The sequence below is a fragment of the Salinihabitans flavidus genome (assembly GCF_900110425.1).
Classification (GTDB): Bacteria; Pseudomonadota; Alphaproteobacteria; order Rhodobacterales; family Rhodobacteraceae; genus Salinihabitans; species Salinihabitans flavidus.
The window spans coordinates 102,459-117,661 of the sequence record NZ_FODS01000004.1 but is presented as its reverse complement, the minus strand read 5'-3'; the positions used below and the strand labels follow the sequence as shown (position 1 = coordinate 117,661).

Here is a 15,203-nt window from a genome sequence, read left to right as displayed (position 1 = left end):
GTTCAAACTCGCATCTTGCCCGGTTTCCGGCTTAGGCTTCGGGTATGCGGCTTTGAGTCGCAACAGGTGCTTTGGTTTGGAGGGCGAGAATGGACGCGACATCAGTGAGAGAGCCGAGTTTCCGCGAGAGCGTGGATCTGATGTTCAACCGCGCGGTGGCGCTGATGGATCTGCCGCCCGGCCTGGAGGAGAAGATCCGTGTTTGCAACGCGACCTATACCGTTCGTTTCGGTGTCCGGCTGCGGGGGCAGATGCATACTTTCACCGGCTACCGTTCGGTGCATTCGGAGCATATGGAGCCGGTCAAGGGCGGCATCCGCTATGCGCTCGCGGTCAATCAGGACGAGGTGGAGGCGCTTGCGGCGCTGATGACCTACAAATGCGCCCTGGTGGAGGCGCCGTTCGGCGGCTCCAAGGGGGGGCTGCGGATCGATCCGCGCGAATACGAGGAACACGAGCTGGAGCTCATCACCCGCCGCTTTGCCTATGAACTGGCCAAGCGCGACCTGATCCACCCCAGCCAGAACGTGCCCGCCCCCGACATGGGCACCGGCGAGCGCGAGATGGCGTGGATCGCGGACCAATACGCCCGGATGAACACCACCGACATCAACGCGCGGGCCTGTGTCACCGGCAAGCCGCTCAATGCCGGGGGCATCGCCGGCCGGATCGAGGCGACGGGGCGCGGGGTGCAATTTGCGCTGCGCGAGTTCTTCCGCGACCACCGCGGCAAGGAAAAGGCCGGGCTGAGCGGTACGCTCGACGGAAAGCGGATCATCGTTCAGGGCCTTGGCAACGTGGGTTATCACGCGGCCAAGTTTCTCAGCGAGGAAGATGGCGCGGTGATCACCGGCATCATCGAGCGCGACGGTGCGTTGTTCAGTCCCGAGGGGCTTGACGTGGAGGCGGTTCACGCCTGGATCGCCAAGCATGGCGGCGTGACCGGATTTCCCGACGCCACCCACTCGGCCGAAGGGGCTGCGGTGCTGGAGGAGGAATGCGACATCCTCATTCCGGCGGCGCTTGAGGGGGTGATCAACCTGACCAATGCCGACCGCATCAAGGCGCCGCTGATCATCGAGGCGGCGAACGGGCCGGTGACGGCGGGCGCCGACGAGATCCTGCGCAAGATGGGCGTCGTGATCATACCGGACATGTATGCCAATGCCGGCGGTGTGACCGTGTCCTATTTCGAGTGGGTCAAGAACCTCAGCCATATCCGGTTTGGCCGGATGCAGCGCCGGCAGGAAGAATCGCGGCACCAGCTTGTCGTGGACGAGTTGGAGAAGCTGTCGGATTCGCTCGGCAAGACATGGTCGCTCACCCCGAACTTCAAGGAGAAATACCTGCGCGGGGCCGATGAGCTTGAGCTGGTGCGCTCGGGTCTCGATGACACGATGCGGATCGCCTATCAGTCGATGCGCGATGTCTGGCACGACCGGGAGGATGTGTCCGACCTGCGCACCGCCGCCTATCTGGTCAGTATCGACAAGGTGGCCAAGAGCTATCGCGCCAAGGGGCTTTGAGGCGCCGGGCGGCAAAATGACCTTTGCGGATGATTTCCCAGTGCCGCGCCCTCCGCCGACTGTCGGGAGGTCGTCGCGGCGTGCTGCCAGCGGGCAACCCGATGCCGAATTTCACGGGGTGGCGCTTGCCGCGCAGGGTGTTAGTTTCGCGTTGACGCGCCGATGGCGCGCCGGGGCAGGAAGGATGAACAGATGCGGTTTTCCGGGTTACGTGTTCTTAAAGAAGGGCTGACCGGCAACAAGGGGTGGGGCCCCCATTGGCGCGATCCGGAGCCGAAAGCGGAATACGACGCCATCGTCATCGGCGGCGGCGGTCACGGGCTGTCGACCGCCTATTACCTCGCGCGGAACCACGGGCTGACCAATGTCGCGGTTCTGGAGAAGGGCTATCTCGGCGGCGGCAACGTGGGGCGCAACACCACCATCGTGCGCGCCAATTATTTCCTGCCCGGCAATTCGGAATTCTACAGTCACTCGCTCAAGCTCTGGGAGGGGCTGGAGGAAGACCTCAACTACAACGTGATGCATTCGCAGCGCGGGCTGATCAACCTGTTTCACAGCGACGGGCAGCGCGATGCCTTTGCCCGTCGGGGCAACGCGATGATCAATCAGGGCGACGATGCGATCCTTCTCGACCGTGAAGGGGTGCGCCGCTATCTGCCGTATCTCGATTTCGACAACGCACGCTTTCCGATCTATGGCGGGCTGTATCACCCGCGCGGTGGCACGGCGCGGCATGACGCGGTGGCCTGGGGCTATGCGCGCGGCGCGGACCGGCGCGGCGTGGACCTGATCCAGAATTGCGAGGTCACCGGCATCGACATCGAGAACGGCAAGGTGACCGGCGTGCAGACCACGCGCGGTTCGATCCGGGCCCGGAAGGTCGGTATCGTGGTGGCGGGCCGCTCGGGTCAGGTGGCGGCGATGGCGGGGATGCGTCTTCCGATCGAGAGCCATGTTTTGCAGGCCTTCGTCACCGAGGGCCTGAAGCCGGTAATCGACCATGTCGTGAGCTTTGGCATGGGGCATTTCTATATCAGCCAGTCGGACAAGGGCGGGCTGGTGTTCGGGGGCGATCTGGATTTCTACGCCTCCTATGCGCAGCGCGGCAACCTGCCGATGGCCGAGCATGTGATGGAGGCGGGCATGACCCTGATGCCGATGCTCGGCAAGGCAAAGGTGTTGCGCAGTTGGGGCGGGATCATGGACATGACGCCCGACGGCTCGCCCATCATCGACCGCACGGGGGTCGAGGGGCTCTATCTCGATTGCGGCTGGTGCTATGGCGGGTTCAAGGCGGTGCCGGCCTCTGGCTGGTGCATGGCGCATCTGATGGCGACCGACAGCCCGCATGAGGTGGCGGCGGGCTTCCGGCTCGACCGGTTCCGCAGCGGGATCGGCCTGATGGATGAAGAGGGCACCGGCGCCCAGCACAACCTGCATTGACGGAGGTGGGGGCGATGGCGGGACATGAGTATTTGAAGAACAGAGAAAGGGCAGGTTCCGGCCTGCGCGGGGGAACGGCATGAGGATCACCTGTCCGATTTGCGGTGAGCGCGACCGGCGAGAGTTCTACTACGTGGGAGATGCGGTGCTTCTCGAACGGCCTGACCCGGAGGCGGGGGAGGCGGCCTGGGACGATTACCTGCACAACCGCGACAATCCGGCCGGGGACACGCGCGATCTTTGGTCTCACGAGGGCGGGTGCGGCGCCTGGGTCGTGGTGACGCGCAATACGGTGACGCATGAGGTTCTGGCCACCGAACTGGCATCTGATGTGGCCGCGGACCTGCGGGAGGCGCGGCCATGAGGGTGACGGGAAAGGGCCTGATCGACCGGAGCACGCCGGTGAGTTTCACCTTCGACGGGCGGCGGTATGACGGGTTTGCGGGCGATAGCGTGGCATCGGCCCTGCTGGCCAATGACGTGCGGCTGATGGCGCGGTCGTTCAAGTATCACCGCCCGCGCGGCGTGATGGGGGCGGGCAGCGAGGAGGCCAACGCGCTGATCACGGTCGGGCGGGGCTCGGAGCAGGACCCGAACGTGCGCGCGACGGTGCAGGAGGTCTTTCAGGAGCTGGAGGTGTTCTCGCAAAACCGTTTTCCATCGCTGGAATGGGATCTTCTGGCGCTCAACGATCTGGCGGCGCCGTTCCTTGGGGCTGGGTTCTATTACAAGACCTTCATGTGGCCCAAGTCGTTCTGGGAACGGGTCTATGAGCCGGTGATCCGGCGCGCGGCGGGGCTTGGCGCGCTGAGTGGGCAGGGCAATACTGACCGCTACGAGAAAGCCTTTGCCTTCTGCGACTTGTTGGTGATCGGGGCGGGGCCGGCTGGGCTCAGCGCGGCGCGGGCGGCGGCGCGGGCGGGGGCGGATGTCATATTGGCCGATGAGGACAGCCTGATGGGCGGGCGGCTCAATTCCGAAACCCACGAGATCGACGGCATGCCCGGCGCGGAATGGGCGGCGCAGGCGGTGGCCGAGCTGGCGCAGATGGACAATGTCCACCTGATGCCGCGCACCACGGTGACCGGGGCCTATGATCAGGGCACCTTCGGCGCGCTGGAACGGGTGGCGCATCACCGGCCGCGCGGACAGGCGCCGCGCGAGTGTTTCTGGCGGATCGTGGCGCAGCGGTCCGTACTGGCGACCGGCGCGATCGAGCGTCCCGTCGCCTTCCGCAACAATGACCGTCCGGGGATCATGACGGCGGGCGCGGTGCGGAGTTACCTCAACCGCTATGGCGTGGCGCCGGGGCGGGCGACCACGATCTTCGCCAACAACGACGACGCGCACCGCACGGCGCGCGATCTCGTGGAGGCCGGGATGCATGTGGCCGCTGTGATCGACAGCCGGCTCGAGGCGCCGGACGGGCAGGGATACCCTGTGATCAAGGGGGCGCAGGTCTGCGATACCGCGGGGCGCAAGGGGCTGGAGTCCGTCACCTATCGTGCGACCAGTGGCGAGGAGAAGATAAAGACCGATTGCCTTGCCATGTCGGGCGGATGGAACCCGAGCGTGCATCTGTCCTGTCACATGAACGGGCGGCCGGTCTGGGACGAGGCGGTGCAGGCGTTTCTGCCTGCGCCCGGCGCGGTGCCGGGGATGCGGATGGCCGGCGCGTGCAACGGGGTGTTTTCCACGCATGGCGCGTTTGTGCAGGGGGCGGAGGCGGCGGTGGCCGCGCTGTCGGACCTTGGGATCACGACCGAGGTGGGCGAGACGCCGGAGGCCGAGGACGCGCCCTATCGCCTTCAGCCGCTGTGGGCCGTGCCGGGCAAGGGGCGCGCGTGGCTCGATTTTCAGAACGATGTGACGGTCAAGGACGTGACACTTGCCGCGACGGAGAATTTCCGCTCCGTCGAGCATATGAAACGCTACACCACGCAGGGGATGGCGCCGGATCAGGGGCGCAATTCCAACGTCGCGGCGCTGGCGGTTCTGGCCGATGCGACGGGACGCGGGATTGCCGAGACCGGCACCACCACCTTCCGCCCGCCGTTCAGCCCGGTGCCTGTCGCGGCGATGGGTGCGGGGGCGCAGGGGCGCGGCTTCGCACCGGAGCGGTTCACCACCAGCCACAAGGCGAGCGTGGAGCGCGGCGCGCCGATGATCGAGGCGGGGCTTTGGTATCGCCCGAGTTACTTTCCCGCGCCGGGCGAGACGAGTTGGCGGCAAAGCTGCGACCGGGAGGTGAACATGGTGCGTTCCGCGGTGGGGGTCTGCGATGTCTCCACGCTGGGCAAAATCGACATTCAGGGCGAGGATGCGCCGGCGTTTCTCGATCTGGTTTACACCAACATGTTCTCCACGCTGAAGGTCGGGCGCACGCGCTATGGCCTGATGCTACGCGAGGACGGGCATGTGATGGACGATGGCACCACGGCAAGGCTTGGCCAGACGCATTACGTGATGACGACGACCACCGCCGCGGCAGGGCCGGTGATGCGGCATCTGGAGTATGTGCATCAATGCCTGCGTTCCGAATGGGATGTGCGTCTTGCCTCTGTCACGGAGCAATGGGCGCAGTTCGCAGTCGCGGGCCCGAAATCGCGCGAGCTGCTGAACTCGATCCTCGATGAGACCATCGACGGTGAACGCTGGCCGTTCATGGCCTGCGGCGCGGTGCGGGTGCAGGGGGTCGAAGGGCGGCTCTTTCGAATTTCGTTCAGTGGCGAGCATGCCTATGAGGTGGCGGTGCCCGCGCGCTATGGCGACAGCCTGTTTCGGTTGCTTCTGGCACGGGCCGGGGCTCTTGGTGGCGGTCCTTACGGGATGGAGGCACTCAACGTGTTGCGGATCGAGAAGGGATTCATCACCCATTCGGAAATCCATGGCCGGGTGACAGCCGACGACATCGGCATGGGCCGGATGGTGAGCGCGAAGAAAGATTGCATCGGCAAGACCATGAGCGAGCGGCCGGGGCTCAGCGGGCCGGAGCGCGAACAGCTTGTGGGCCTGAAGCCGGTGGGCACGGTCAGGCAACTGACCGCGGGGGCGCATTTGTTCAACGCCGGCGATCCGGCGGAGCGGGCGTATGGTCAGGGCTATGTCACGTCGGTCGGGTTTTCCCCGACTTTGGAGAGTTATCTTGCGCTCGCGTTTCTGAAGAACGGCAGGGCCCGGCATGGCGAGGAGATCCGGATGGTCGATCAGCTGCGCGGGATCACCGCCCGCTGCGAGGTCTGTCACCCCGTCTTTCACGACCCGGAAGGAGAAAAGACCCGTGGCTGAGTTGATTGCGAAAACCCCCTGCGCGGGGCTGTTGCCGCTTGAGGGCGGAGCCGTCGCGGTGACGGAAGTTGTGCCGGAGGCGATGACGCTGATGGCGCCCTTCAATGGGCGGGAGGCCGCGTTTTCGGATGCGCTCAAGGACGCGCACGGCATGGCCACCCCGGCCCCGAAGCGGGCCACCGGGCGCGAGGGGGCACGGGCGGTGTGGTTCGGGCGCGGGCAGGTGATGCTCATCGGGGCGCGCGCGCAGACGGCGCTTGCCGGTCACGCGGCGCAAACGGACCAGTCGGACGCATGGGCGGCGGTGCGCATCGCGGGGGACGATGCGGAAGCCGTGCTGGCACGGCTGGTGCCGATGGATCTGCGCCAGCGGGTTTTCAAGCGCGGGCATACAGCCCGCACGTTGTTGGGCCATATGACGACGTCGATCACGCGGGTGGGTGACGATGCCTTCATGATTCTAGTCTTTCGGTCAATGGCTGAAACGCTGGTGCATGAGCTTCAGACCGCCATGAAGGGGGTTGCGGGGCGCCGTGGCGCCTGACATCAAAAGACATCGACTTTGACGCGGAGGAGTCTGTCATGCGAGTGCTGATACTGTCGATTGTGGCCGGATTGCTGGCCGCGCCCGCCCTGACGGCGGAGGAATCCAAGAATGCCAGTTGCGCCGTGCAGGCCGGGATCGTGGATGGCGCGGCGCAGATGCGGCGCGATGGCCGTAGTGAAGCACGCACGACACGCGCGCTGACAAAGGCGGTCGAGGAACGCTACCAGCCGGCGGTGCCGCATCTGGTCGCCTGGGTCTATACGCTTGAGAAGGACGCGCTTGAGCTTGAGATCGGCGAAGCCTATGCGGAGCAGTGCCTCAACCATTGAAGCGAAGGGGCGTGGACGCTATCTGGACAGTATCCCGCCACTGCCGTTATGATGCCGCATGAGCCTGCCCCCCGGATTCCTGGATGATCTGCGATCACGCATCAGCCTGAGCCAGGTTGTTGGGCGCAAGGTCGTGTGGGATCCGCGCAAGTCCAATCAGGGCAAGGGGGATCTCTGGGCGCCGTGCCCGTTCCATCAGGAAAAAACCGCATCTTTTCATGTCGATGACCGAAAGGGCTTCTACTATTGCTTTGGCTGCCACGCCAAGGGGGATGCGATTTCCTTTATCCGCGAGACCGAGAATGTCGGTTTCATGGAGGCGGTGGAAATCCTTGCGCAAGAGGCGGGGATGCCGATGCCGGAACGCGATCCGGCGGCGCAGGCAAAATCCGACAGGCGCGGGGAACTGGCCGAGGTCATGGAAATGGCCGTACGGCATTTCCGTCTTGCGCTTCAGTCGGGTGCGGGGTCGGCGGCGCGCGAGTATCTGGATGGGCGCGGGATGCGCGAGGACACGCGGGACCGCTTCGAGATCGGATTCGCGCCCGACGGCTGGCAGGGGCTTTGGGAGCACCTGCGTGGCAAGGGCGTAGCGGAAGAATTGATCCATGATTGCGGGCTGGCCAAGCCGTCGCGCAAGGGCGGGAAGCCTTATGACACGTTCCGCAACCGAATCATGTTTCCGATTCGCGATGCGCGGGGGCGCTGCATCGCCTTCGGCGGGCGGGCGATGGACCCGAACGACAGCGCCAAATACCTCAACTCTCCGGAAACCGAGCTGTTCGACAAATCGCGCACCCTTTATAACCATGGCCCCGCGCGCGAGGCGGCGGGCAAGGGGGCGCCGCTGATCGTGGCCGAAGGCTACATGGATGTGATCGCGCTTGCGCAGGCGGGGTTCGGGGCGGCGGTGGCGCCGCTTGGCACGGCCGTGACAGAGCAGCAGTTGCAGACCATCTGGAGGATTGCGCCCGAGCCGGTGATCGCGCTCGATGGCGATACGGCGGGACTGCGCGCGGCGATGCGGGTGGTCGATCTGGCGCTGCCACTCGTTGAGGCAGGGCAGAGCCTGCGATTTGCGGTGATGCCCGCCGGACTGGACCCCGACGACCTGATCCGGGCGAAGGGGGCGAAGGGCGTGCAGGACGTGCTGAACGCGGCGGTCCCGATGGTCCAGTTGCTCTGGCAGCGGGAGACGGAAGGCAAGGTCTTTGACAGCCCCGAACGGCGGGCCGCGCTCGACAAGGCGCTGCGCGAGAAAATCTCCATGATCCGCGATCCGTCGATCCGGCGGCATTACGGAGAGGCGATCAAGGAATTCCGCTGGCGGCTTTTCCGCCCGCAGAGGGGCGGCGGGGCCGGTCAGGGCAAGGGGCGCTGGCAGCCGCCGGTCACGGTGAGGCCGGGCACCAAAAGCTCGGTTCTGGTGGCTGCGGACACTGCGCATTTGCGCGAGGCGGTGATTCTGGCCACGGTGATCTGCACACCGCAGGTGCTGGACCAGTTCGAGCACGGTATCGAAGAGTTGGAGTGCGCCGATCCCGGGCATGGGGCGCTTCGGTCGTGTATCCTGCGCCATGCGGCGGAGGGGGCCGAGGCGCTACGCAGCCGGATCCTGGCCGAAATGGGCGAGGCGCCGCTTGAAACGCTGCTGAGCCATCCCCATGTGCGCATTGCACCGCCCATGCGACATCCGGGGGATACCGATCTGGCTCGGCAGACCCTTGCTGAAGAGCTTGCCAAGCTGGCGGCGGAACGGGGTCTGGATGCAGAGATTGCCGAGGCTGAAGAGGATCTTGCCGGGGGGGCCGGTGAGGCGATGACATGGCGTCTCAGCCAGGCGACAGAAGCCCGTAATCGCGCGCTGCGCACGGGGCTGGAGGATGACGTGGAATTCGAGCGCGCCCCGAACGGTGCCCCGATCGACAAGGATGAACGCGCAGAATTGGATGCGCTGATGGAGCGAATCAGTTACACCAAGCGGCGCCCCTGACCTTGGAGATGCGTATTATGGTGAGGAAGTCGTAAACAAATCAGGGTAAACGGGTGTGCGAATCGCCATATCGCGTTATTGATTCGGTCTAGCGAATCATCCCTCAGCCCTTCTTGCAGGAGCATTGCATGGCCGCCAAGGATACCGACGACCAGAAACCCGCCGATCAGGACGCCGAGATGTCGCTCGACATGAGCCAGAGCGCCGTCAAGAAGATGATCGCGGAGGCGCGGGAGAGGGGCTTTATCACCTATGATCAGCTCAACCAGGTGTTGCCGCCGGATCAGGTGAATTCCGAACAGATCGAAGACGTGATGTCGATGCTTTCCGAAATGGGCATCAACATCATCGAGGACGAAGAAGCCGAGGACGAGGATCAGAAGACCACGGCACTTGTTGATGCGTCCTCCAACCGGGATGTGGCGGTCAGTTCCAGCGCGCAGGAAAAACTCGACCGGACCGACGACCCGGTGCGCATGTATCTGCGCGAGATGGGCAGCGTCGAGTTGCTCAGCCGCGAAGGCGAGATTGCCATCGCCAAGCGGATCGAGGCCGGACGCAACACGATGATCGCGGGGCTTTGCGAAAGCCCCCTGACCTTTCAGGCGATCACGATCTGGCGCGACGAACTTCTGACCGAAGACATTTTGCTGCGCGATGTGATCGACCTTGAGACCACCTTCGGCAACCAGATCGACGGTGAAGAGGGTGTGGACGAATCGCTGGCCGATGCCGCCAACGTGGACAAGGCCCCGAAGAAGGAAGAGGAAGAGCCCGAGCTTGACGCCGACGGCAACCCCATCGCCAAGGAAGACGATGAGGATGACGATGAGCAAGCCAACATGTCGCTCGCGGCGATGGAAAGCGCGCTCAAACCCCGCGTTCTTGAAACGCTGGACCGGATCGCGGATGATTTCGTCAAGCTGAGCGAAATGCAGGATGCACGCATCTCGGCGACGCTCAATGAAGACGGCGCGTTTTCGGAAGAGCAGGAGAGTGTTTATCAGAAACTGCGCTCCGAGATCGTGGAACTGGTGAACGGGCTTCACCTTCACAACAACCGCATCGAGGCACTGATTGATCAGCTTTATGGCATCAACCGCCGGGTGATGGCGATCGACAGTGCCATGGTGAAGCTGGCAGATCAGGCCCGGATCAACCGCCGGGAGTTCATCGACGAATATCGCGGGCGCGAGCTTGATCCGACATGGCTTGAAGCGATGGCGCAGAAGCCGGGACGCGGCTGGCAGATGTTCATGGAGCGCTCATCGGACAAGGTGGAAGAACTGCGTGCCGAGATGGCCCAGGTCGGGCAGTATGTCGGCCTTGATATCAGTGAGTTCCGCCGCATCGTGCAGCAGGTCCAGAAGGGCGAGAAGGAAGCGCGCCAGGCGAAAAAGGAAATGGTTGAGGCCAACCTGCGCCTCGTCATCTCCATCGCCAAGAAATACACCAACCGCGGTCTGCAATTCCTCGATCTCATTCAGGAAGGCAATATCGGCCTGATGAAGGCGGTGGACAAATTCGAATATCGCCGCGGCTACAAGTTTTCGACATATGCGACGTGGTGGATCAGGCAGGCGATCACCCGGAGCATTGCCGATCAGGCGCGCACCATCCGCATCCCGGTGCACATGATAGAGACGATCAACAAGCTGGTGCGCACCGGGCGCCAAATGTTGCACGAGATCGGCCGCGAGCCGACACCGGAGGAACTGGCCGAAAAGCTGCAAATGCCGCTGGAGAAGGTCCGCAAGGTGATGAAGATCGCCAAGGAGCCGATTTCCCTCGAGACGCCGATCGGCGACGAGGAAGACAGCCAGCTTGGCGATTTCATCGAGGACAAGAACGCGGTTCTGCCCCTCGACGCGGCGATTCAGGATAATCTCAAGGAAACGACCACGCGCGTGCTGTCATCGCTGACCCCGCGCGAGGAACGCGTGCTGCGCATGCGCTTTGGCATCGGGATGAACACCGATCATACGCTTGAGGAAGTGGGCCAGCAGTTCAGCGTGACCCGCGAACGCATCCGGCAGATCGAAGCCAAGGCTTTGCGCAAGCTGAAACATCCGAGCCGGAGCCGAAAGCTGCGGTCCTTCCTCGATCAGTGAGGTTGCGGCAGGGCGGTGCCACCGGGCTGGCTTGACAGAGAACACATAGTGTGACTCCTTTGCACGCATCAGACCAAATGATGTGTTTATGTTTCAAACAGTTGAACTTTCAATCCCTTACTGGGCCGTCCTGGTGTTTGCGGTTGCCGTTCTTGTTGCGGTTCTCTGGCTCATGCGTGGCTTTGCGGGCGCGCGTGCAGATCAGGCCGCGCTGAGGGCGGAAATGGCCCGCTCCGAGGAGCGCGCGAACCTTGCGAAGCAGCGCGAAGATCACCTGGCGCAGCAGATTGAGCAGCTAAACCTGCGTGCAGAGTCCGACAAGGCAGAATTGAAACAGGATCGGGACGACCTGCGCCGGCTGCTGGATGGCGAGCGCAACACGTCGTCGCAGCGTGACGGGACAATCCGCGAGTTGAAAACCACGCTTCACAAGGAACGAGAGGCCAGCGCGGAACAACTCGCCTTGCTGAAATCCGTTCGCGAAGAGATGGAACAAAGGTTCAAGGCAATGGCCGATCATTCGGTCAAAACCCAGGGCGAGGTGTTGTCGAGGGTCAGCCACGAGCGACTGGAAGCGCTTCTCAAGCCATTGCGTGACAATGTCGGCAAGTTCGAAATCGAATTGCGCAATGCGCATCAGGGCGCCGCAAAGGAACGCGAGCGCCTGAAGACCGAGATCGAGCAACTCTCCCGCCAGTCCGAGGCAATCTCGAAGGAAGCGGTGAACCTCACTCGCGCGCTCAAGGGCGATACCCGGCAGCAGGGGGCCTGGGGCGAAATGATCCTGACAAGCCTGCTGGAGCGGTCGGGCCTGCGCGAGGGGGAGGAATATTTCACTCAGAGCCACTCCACCGATGAGGAAGGCCGCCGATATCGTCCTGACGTGATTGTCCGCCTGCCCGGCGCCAAAAGCCTTGTTGTGGATTCCAAGGTGTCGCTGGTGGCCTATGAGCGTGCGGTCAACGCCGACACTGAAGACGACAGAAGCCTTGCGCTGCGCCAGCATTTGGCGGCACTTCGGGCCCACATCGACGGGCTGTCATCCAAAGCCTATCACCGATTGACGGATGACACTGTCGACTACGTCGTGATGTTTCTGCCCATCGAGGGGGCCTTGTCCGAGGCGTTGCGACAGCAGGGCGATCTGACCGGCTACGCACTGGAACGTCACGTTACCATTGCCACTCCGACGACGCTGATGATGGCGTTGCGAACGATAGAGAATGTCTGGGCGGTCGAACGGCGCACCCGCAATGCCGAAGCCATCGCAGACCGTGCGGGAAAACTATACGACAAGGTGTCCGGTTTCGTGGATTCGATGCAGGAGGTGGGAACCCGCCTGAAGCAGGCCACGTCGGCACATTCGACCGCCATGAACCGCCTTGCCACGGGGTCGGGTAACGTCATACGGCAGGTCGAACAACTCAGGGAACTTGGCGCCAAGACGACAAGGAGTATCGCGGTGGAAAGTCTTGATTCCGACCCGGTCGAGACCATTTCCGAGGGTGAGAAAGAAACCTAAGCCCCGCCAGTGACTCCTGAAACCGTGCGATTTTCGTGGTGCGCTGGTCATGACCTTTGCACCGAAGGGCACCGATTTCACAATCCTGATCACCATCGTATGAACGTGTGTTTGTGGCACTGTGGTTTGATCCGCCTATATCCTGGAAAGGGTCATGAAAAAAGGGGATTGTCCATGTTTCGCATTGCCACAGTATTCATCAGCGCCGCAGTTGCCGGGGCGTTGTCGGCCTTTCCCTATCCCAATCTTGAGAGGCTCGACGTGAATCCTCTTCCCGGGCAGGGGAATTTCGAGGTGATCGCCGGGGTCCGATCCGGTCCGACGGACATCTGGTGCGCGGCGGGCGATCATGCCGGTCGAAAGCTGGGGGCCGGCAGCAATGACCGGATCTATATCACGCAAGGCTACGGTCCGAGCCGGACAAAGCCCGGCTTTCGCGGCGTGTCCTTTACCATTTCGCCCGATGAATCGTTGCGAGACGGGCCACGACTGGGAGAGGGGGGAAATTACTCTGTCTCCATGCGCACGGTCGGCTTCAACATCTCGGTATCGCTTGCCGAGCAATACTGCCGCACATCGCCGGACATCCTGTAATCTGACGCCGGCTGGGCAACGTGGGCATTTCCCCTATCTTGGGGTATGATTTCCCCCCTACCCAAACCCTAGAGGCTGCCATATAGTAACTGTGGATAAGTGGGGGAGACGCCCAACCCACAGAGGCAGAGACGACAAATAGGGGAAGGTCCATGCGCTGCCCGTTTTGCGGTAACATTGATACTCAGGTAAAGGACTCACGCCCGGCGGAGGATCATGTCTCCATCCGGCGGCGGCGGTTCTGCCCGGCTTGCGCGGGGCGTTTCACCACATATGAGCGCGTGCAGCTTCGCGATCTGGTGGTGGTGAAAACCAATGGTCGGCGCGAGGATTTCGACCGTGACAAGCTTGAACGCTCGATCCGCATCGCGCTTCAGAAACGGCCGGTGGAGCCGGAGCGTATGGAACAGATGATTTCCGGTATCGTGCGGCGTCTTGAAAGCATGGGAGAGACAGACATCCCCTCCAAGGTGATCGGGGAGATCGTGATGGAGTCTCTGGCCCGGATCGACACGGTCGCCTATGTGCGCTTCGCCAGCGTCTACAAGAACTTTCAGGAGGCGGACGATTTTGACAGGTTCGTCTCGGAACTTCGACCGACACCGACCGTGGAAGAGTGACGACAGAGCGCGATACACGTTTCATGACAATGGCGCTGGCGTTGGGGCGCCGGGGTCTTGGCCGATGCTGGCCCAACCCCGCTGTCGGCTGCGTCATCGTACGAGAGGGGCGTGTGGTCGGGCGCGGCTGGACCCAGCCGGGTGGCCGACCCCATGCGGAGACAGAGGCGCTCTTGCAGGCGGGAGAAGCCGCGCGCGGCGCCACCGCCTATGTCACGCTGGAGCCTTGCTCGCACCATGGCCAGACCCCGCCCTGCGCAAAGGCGCTGATTGACGCGGGAGTGCACCGCGTGGTCGCAGCGGTTGGAGACAGCGATGGCCGAGTCGCGGGACGTGGGTTCGCCATGTTGCGCGACGCAGGCGTCGCGGTCTCAACCGGCGTGCTGGCCGATGAGGCCGCGTGCGATCTGGAGGGGTTCTTTCTCAGGACAGAACAGGGCCGCCCCTTTGTCACGCTGAAGTTGGCGGCAAGTCTCGACGGCCGTATCGCCACCGCCACGGGCGAAAGCCAGTGGATCACCGGCCCGCAGGCGCGCCGCGTTGTGCATGCCATGCGCGCGCGGCATGATGCGGTCATGGTGGGGGGAGGCACAGCGCGGGCCGACGACCCGTCGCTGACGGTGCGCGGACTGGGCATGGATCATCAGCCGGTGCGCATCGTGGTGTCACGCCGGATCGACCTGCCGCTTCTGGGGCAACTGGCGCGCACCGCCCGGGATGTGCCGGTCTGGATCGCCCACGGCCATGACGCCGATCCCGCGCTGATCGAGACATGGCAGGGCCTTGGCGCGCGCCTGATCTCTTGCGATCCCGACGGGGCGCAGCTTTCCCCGCGCGCGCTGTTGCAGGCACTGGGGCAAGCCGGGTTGACGCAGGTGTTCTGCGAAGGCGGGGGGGGGCTCGCGGCCTCGCTTCTGGCGTCCGATCTGGTCGATGAACTGGCGATGTTCTCCGCCGGTCTGGCGCTCGGCGCCGAAGGGTATCCGGCGATCGGCGCGATGGGGGTCGAGGCGCTGGCCGATGCGGCGCGGTTCACCCTGCGCGAGGAGCACAGGATCGGCCCTGATTTGCTCAGTCTGTGGGGCCGCGCCCTCTGACATCCGCCGTTGTCCGGCGCCCCGGCCGTGCCCGCGAGATCATGCTTTACCCTCTGCGCGCGCGGTCCTATAACCCGGCCATGACCCGTATTGCGGCGATCATCATTCGAATTACATGCCCGGCGCTCTG

12 protein-coding genes are annotated in these 15,203 nt (G+C 63.7%); all 12 read left to right on the top strand.

What is annotated here, in order from left to right; genetic code table 11:
• Nucleotides 1-89: 89 nt before the first annotated feature.
• The 12 genes from BMW66_RS05190 to ribD all read left to right on the top strand — a co-directional run bounded on the left by BMW66_RS05190 (nucleotide 90) and on the right by ribD (nucleotide 15,073).
• Nucleotides 90-1,526: a Glu/Leu/Phe/Val family dehydrogenase gene (locus tag BMW66_RS05190; RefSeq protein ID WP_093116148.1), complete on the top strand. Its 1,437-nt coding sequence runs from the start codon at nucleotides 90-92 to the stop codon at nucleotides 1,524-1,526.
• A gap of 192 nt (nucleotides 1,527-1,718) precedes the next feature.
• The gene (locus BMW66_RS05185; protein ID WP_093116146.1) at nucleotides 1,719-2,972 is read left to right on the top strand and encodes a sarcosine oxidase subunit beta family protein; all 1,254 of its coding nucleotides are present in this window, start codon (nucleotides 1,719-1,721) and stop codon (nucleotides 2,970-2,972) included.
• 79 nt (nucleotides 2,973-3,051) lie between these two features.
• Complete coding sequence (locus tag BMW66_RS05180; RefSeq protein WP_093116144.1) at nucleotides 3,052-3,336, top strand: sarcosine oxidase subunit delta; 285 nt, start codon at nucleotides 3,052-3,054, stop codon at nucleotides 3,334-3,336.
• Nucleotides 3,333-6,260 carry a sarcosine oxidase subunit alpha family protein gene (locus tag BMW66_RS05175; RefSeq protein WP_093116142.1) on the top strand — a complete coding sequence of 976 codons (2,928 nt, stop codon included), beginning with the start codon at nucleotides 3,333-3,335 and terminating at the stop codon, nucleotides 6,258-6,260. Before BMW66_RS05180 ends, BMW66_RS05175 begins: the two co-directional genes overlap by 4 nt.
• A complete protein-coding gene (locus BMW66_RS05170) occupies nucleotides 6,253-6,804 on the top strand; it encodes a sarcosine oxidase subunit gamma (RefSeq protein WP_093116140.1) in 552 nt (183 codons plus the stop codon). The genes BMW66_RS05175 and BMW66_RS05170 overlap by 8 nt, the downstream gene beginning before the upstream one ends.
• A gap of 38 nt (nucleotides 6,805-6,842) precedes the next feature.
• Nucleotides 6,843-7,136, top strand: coding sequence for a hypothetical protein (locus BMW66_RS05165; protein ID WP_093116138.1), 294 nt, complete (start codon nucleotides 6,843-6,845; stop codon nucleotides 7,134-7,136).
• 58 nt (nucleotides 7,137-7,194) lie between these two features.
• Complete coding sequence (gene dnaG, locus BMW66_RS05160) at nucleotides 7,195-9,129, top strand: DNA primase (protein WP_093116136.1); 1,935 nt, start codon at nucleotides 7,195-7,197, stop codon at nucleotides 9,127-9,129.
• 128 nt (nucleotides 9,130-9,257) lie between these two features.
• Entirely contained in the window at nucleotides 9,258-11,240 is a 1,983-nt protein-coding gene (rpoD, locus tag BMW66_RS05155) for an RNA polymerase sigma factor RpoD (RefSeq protein WP_093116134.1), read from the top strand.
• A gap of 172 nt (nucleotides 11,241-11,412) precedes the next feature.
• Nucleotides 11,413-12,762: a DNA recombination protein RmuC gene (locus tag BMW66_RS05150; protein WP_175483164.1), complete on the top strand. Its 1,350-nt coding sequence runs from the start codon at nucleotides 11,413-11,415 to the stop codon at nucleotides 12,760-12,762.
• Nucleotides 12,763-12,936: 174 nt separating this feature from the next.
• Nucleotides 12,937-13,356 carry a hypothetical protein gene (locus BMW66_RS05145; RefSeq protein ID WP_093116130.1) on the top strand — a complete coding sequence of 140 codons (420 nt, stop codon included), beginning with the start codon at nucleotides 12,937-12,939 and terminating at the stop codon, nucleotides 13,354-13,356.
• A gap of 152 nt (nucleotides 13,357-13,508) precedes the next feature.
• Nucleotides 13,509-13,976 (top strand): transcriptional regulator NrdR, encoded by a 468-nt coding sequence (nrdR, locus tag BMW66_RS05140; RefSeq protein ID WP_093116128.1) that lies wholly within the window; start codon nucleotides 13,509-13,511, stop codon nucleotides 13,974-13,976.
• Entirely contained in the window at nucleotides 13,973-15,073 is a 1,101-nt protein-coding gene (ribD, locus tag BMW66_RS05135) for a bifunctional diaminohydroxyphosphoribosylaminopyrimidine deaminase/5-amino-6-(5-phosphoribosylamino)uracil reductase RibD (RefSeq protein WP_281242622.1), read from the top strand. The genes nrdR and ribD overlap by 4 nt, the downstream gene beginning before the upstream one ends.
• Nucleotides 15,074-15,203: the final 130 nt, after the last annotated feature.

Excerpts from the sequence above, each read along its gene's own strand:
- BMW66_RS05165 (WP_093116138.1), top strand. The coding sequence starts at position 6,843 with ATGCGAGTGCTGATACTGTCGATTGTGGCCGGATTGCTGGCCGCGCCC.
- rpoD (WP_093116134.1), top strand. The coding sequence starts at position 9,258 with ATGGCCGCCAAGGATACCGACGACCAGAAACCCGCCGATCAGGACGCC.
- BMW66_RS05150 (WP_175483164.1), top strand. The coding sequence starts at position 11,413 with ATGCGTGGCTTTGCGGGCGCGCGTGCAGATCAGGCCGCGCTGAGGGCG.
- BMW66_RS05180 (WP_093116144.1), top strand. The coding sequence starts at position 3,052 with ATGAGGATCACCTGTCCGATTTGCGGTGAGCGCGACCGGCGAGAGTTC.
- nrdR (WP_093116128.1), top strand. The coding sequence starts at position 13,509 with ATGCGCTGCCCGTTTTGCGGTAACATTGATACTCAGGTAAAGGACTCA.
- BMW66_RS05175 (WP_093116142.1), top strand. The coding sequence starts at position 3,333 with ATGAGGGTGACGGGAAAGGGCCTGATCGACCGGAGCACGCCGGTGAGT.
- dnaG (WP_093116136.1), top strand. The coding sequence starts at position 7,195 with ATGAGCCTGCCCCCCGGATTCCTGGATGATCTGCGATCACGCATCAGC.
- BMW66_RS05145 (WP_093116130.1), top strand. The coding sequence starts at position 12,937 with ATGTTTCGCATTGCCACAGTATTCATCAGCGCCGCAGTTGCCGGGGCG.
- BMW66_RS05185 (WP_093116146.1), top strand. The coding sequence starts at position 1,719 with ATGCGGTTTTCCGGGTTACGTGTTCTTAAAGAAGGGCTGACCGGCAAC.
- BMW66_RS05190 (WP_093116148.1), top strand. The coding sequence starts at position 90 with ATGGACGCGACATCAGTGAGAGAGCCGAGTTTCCGCGAGAGCGTGGAT.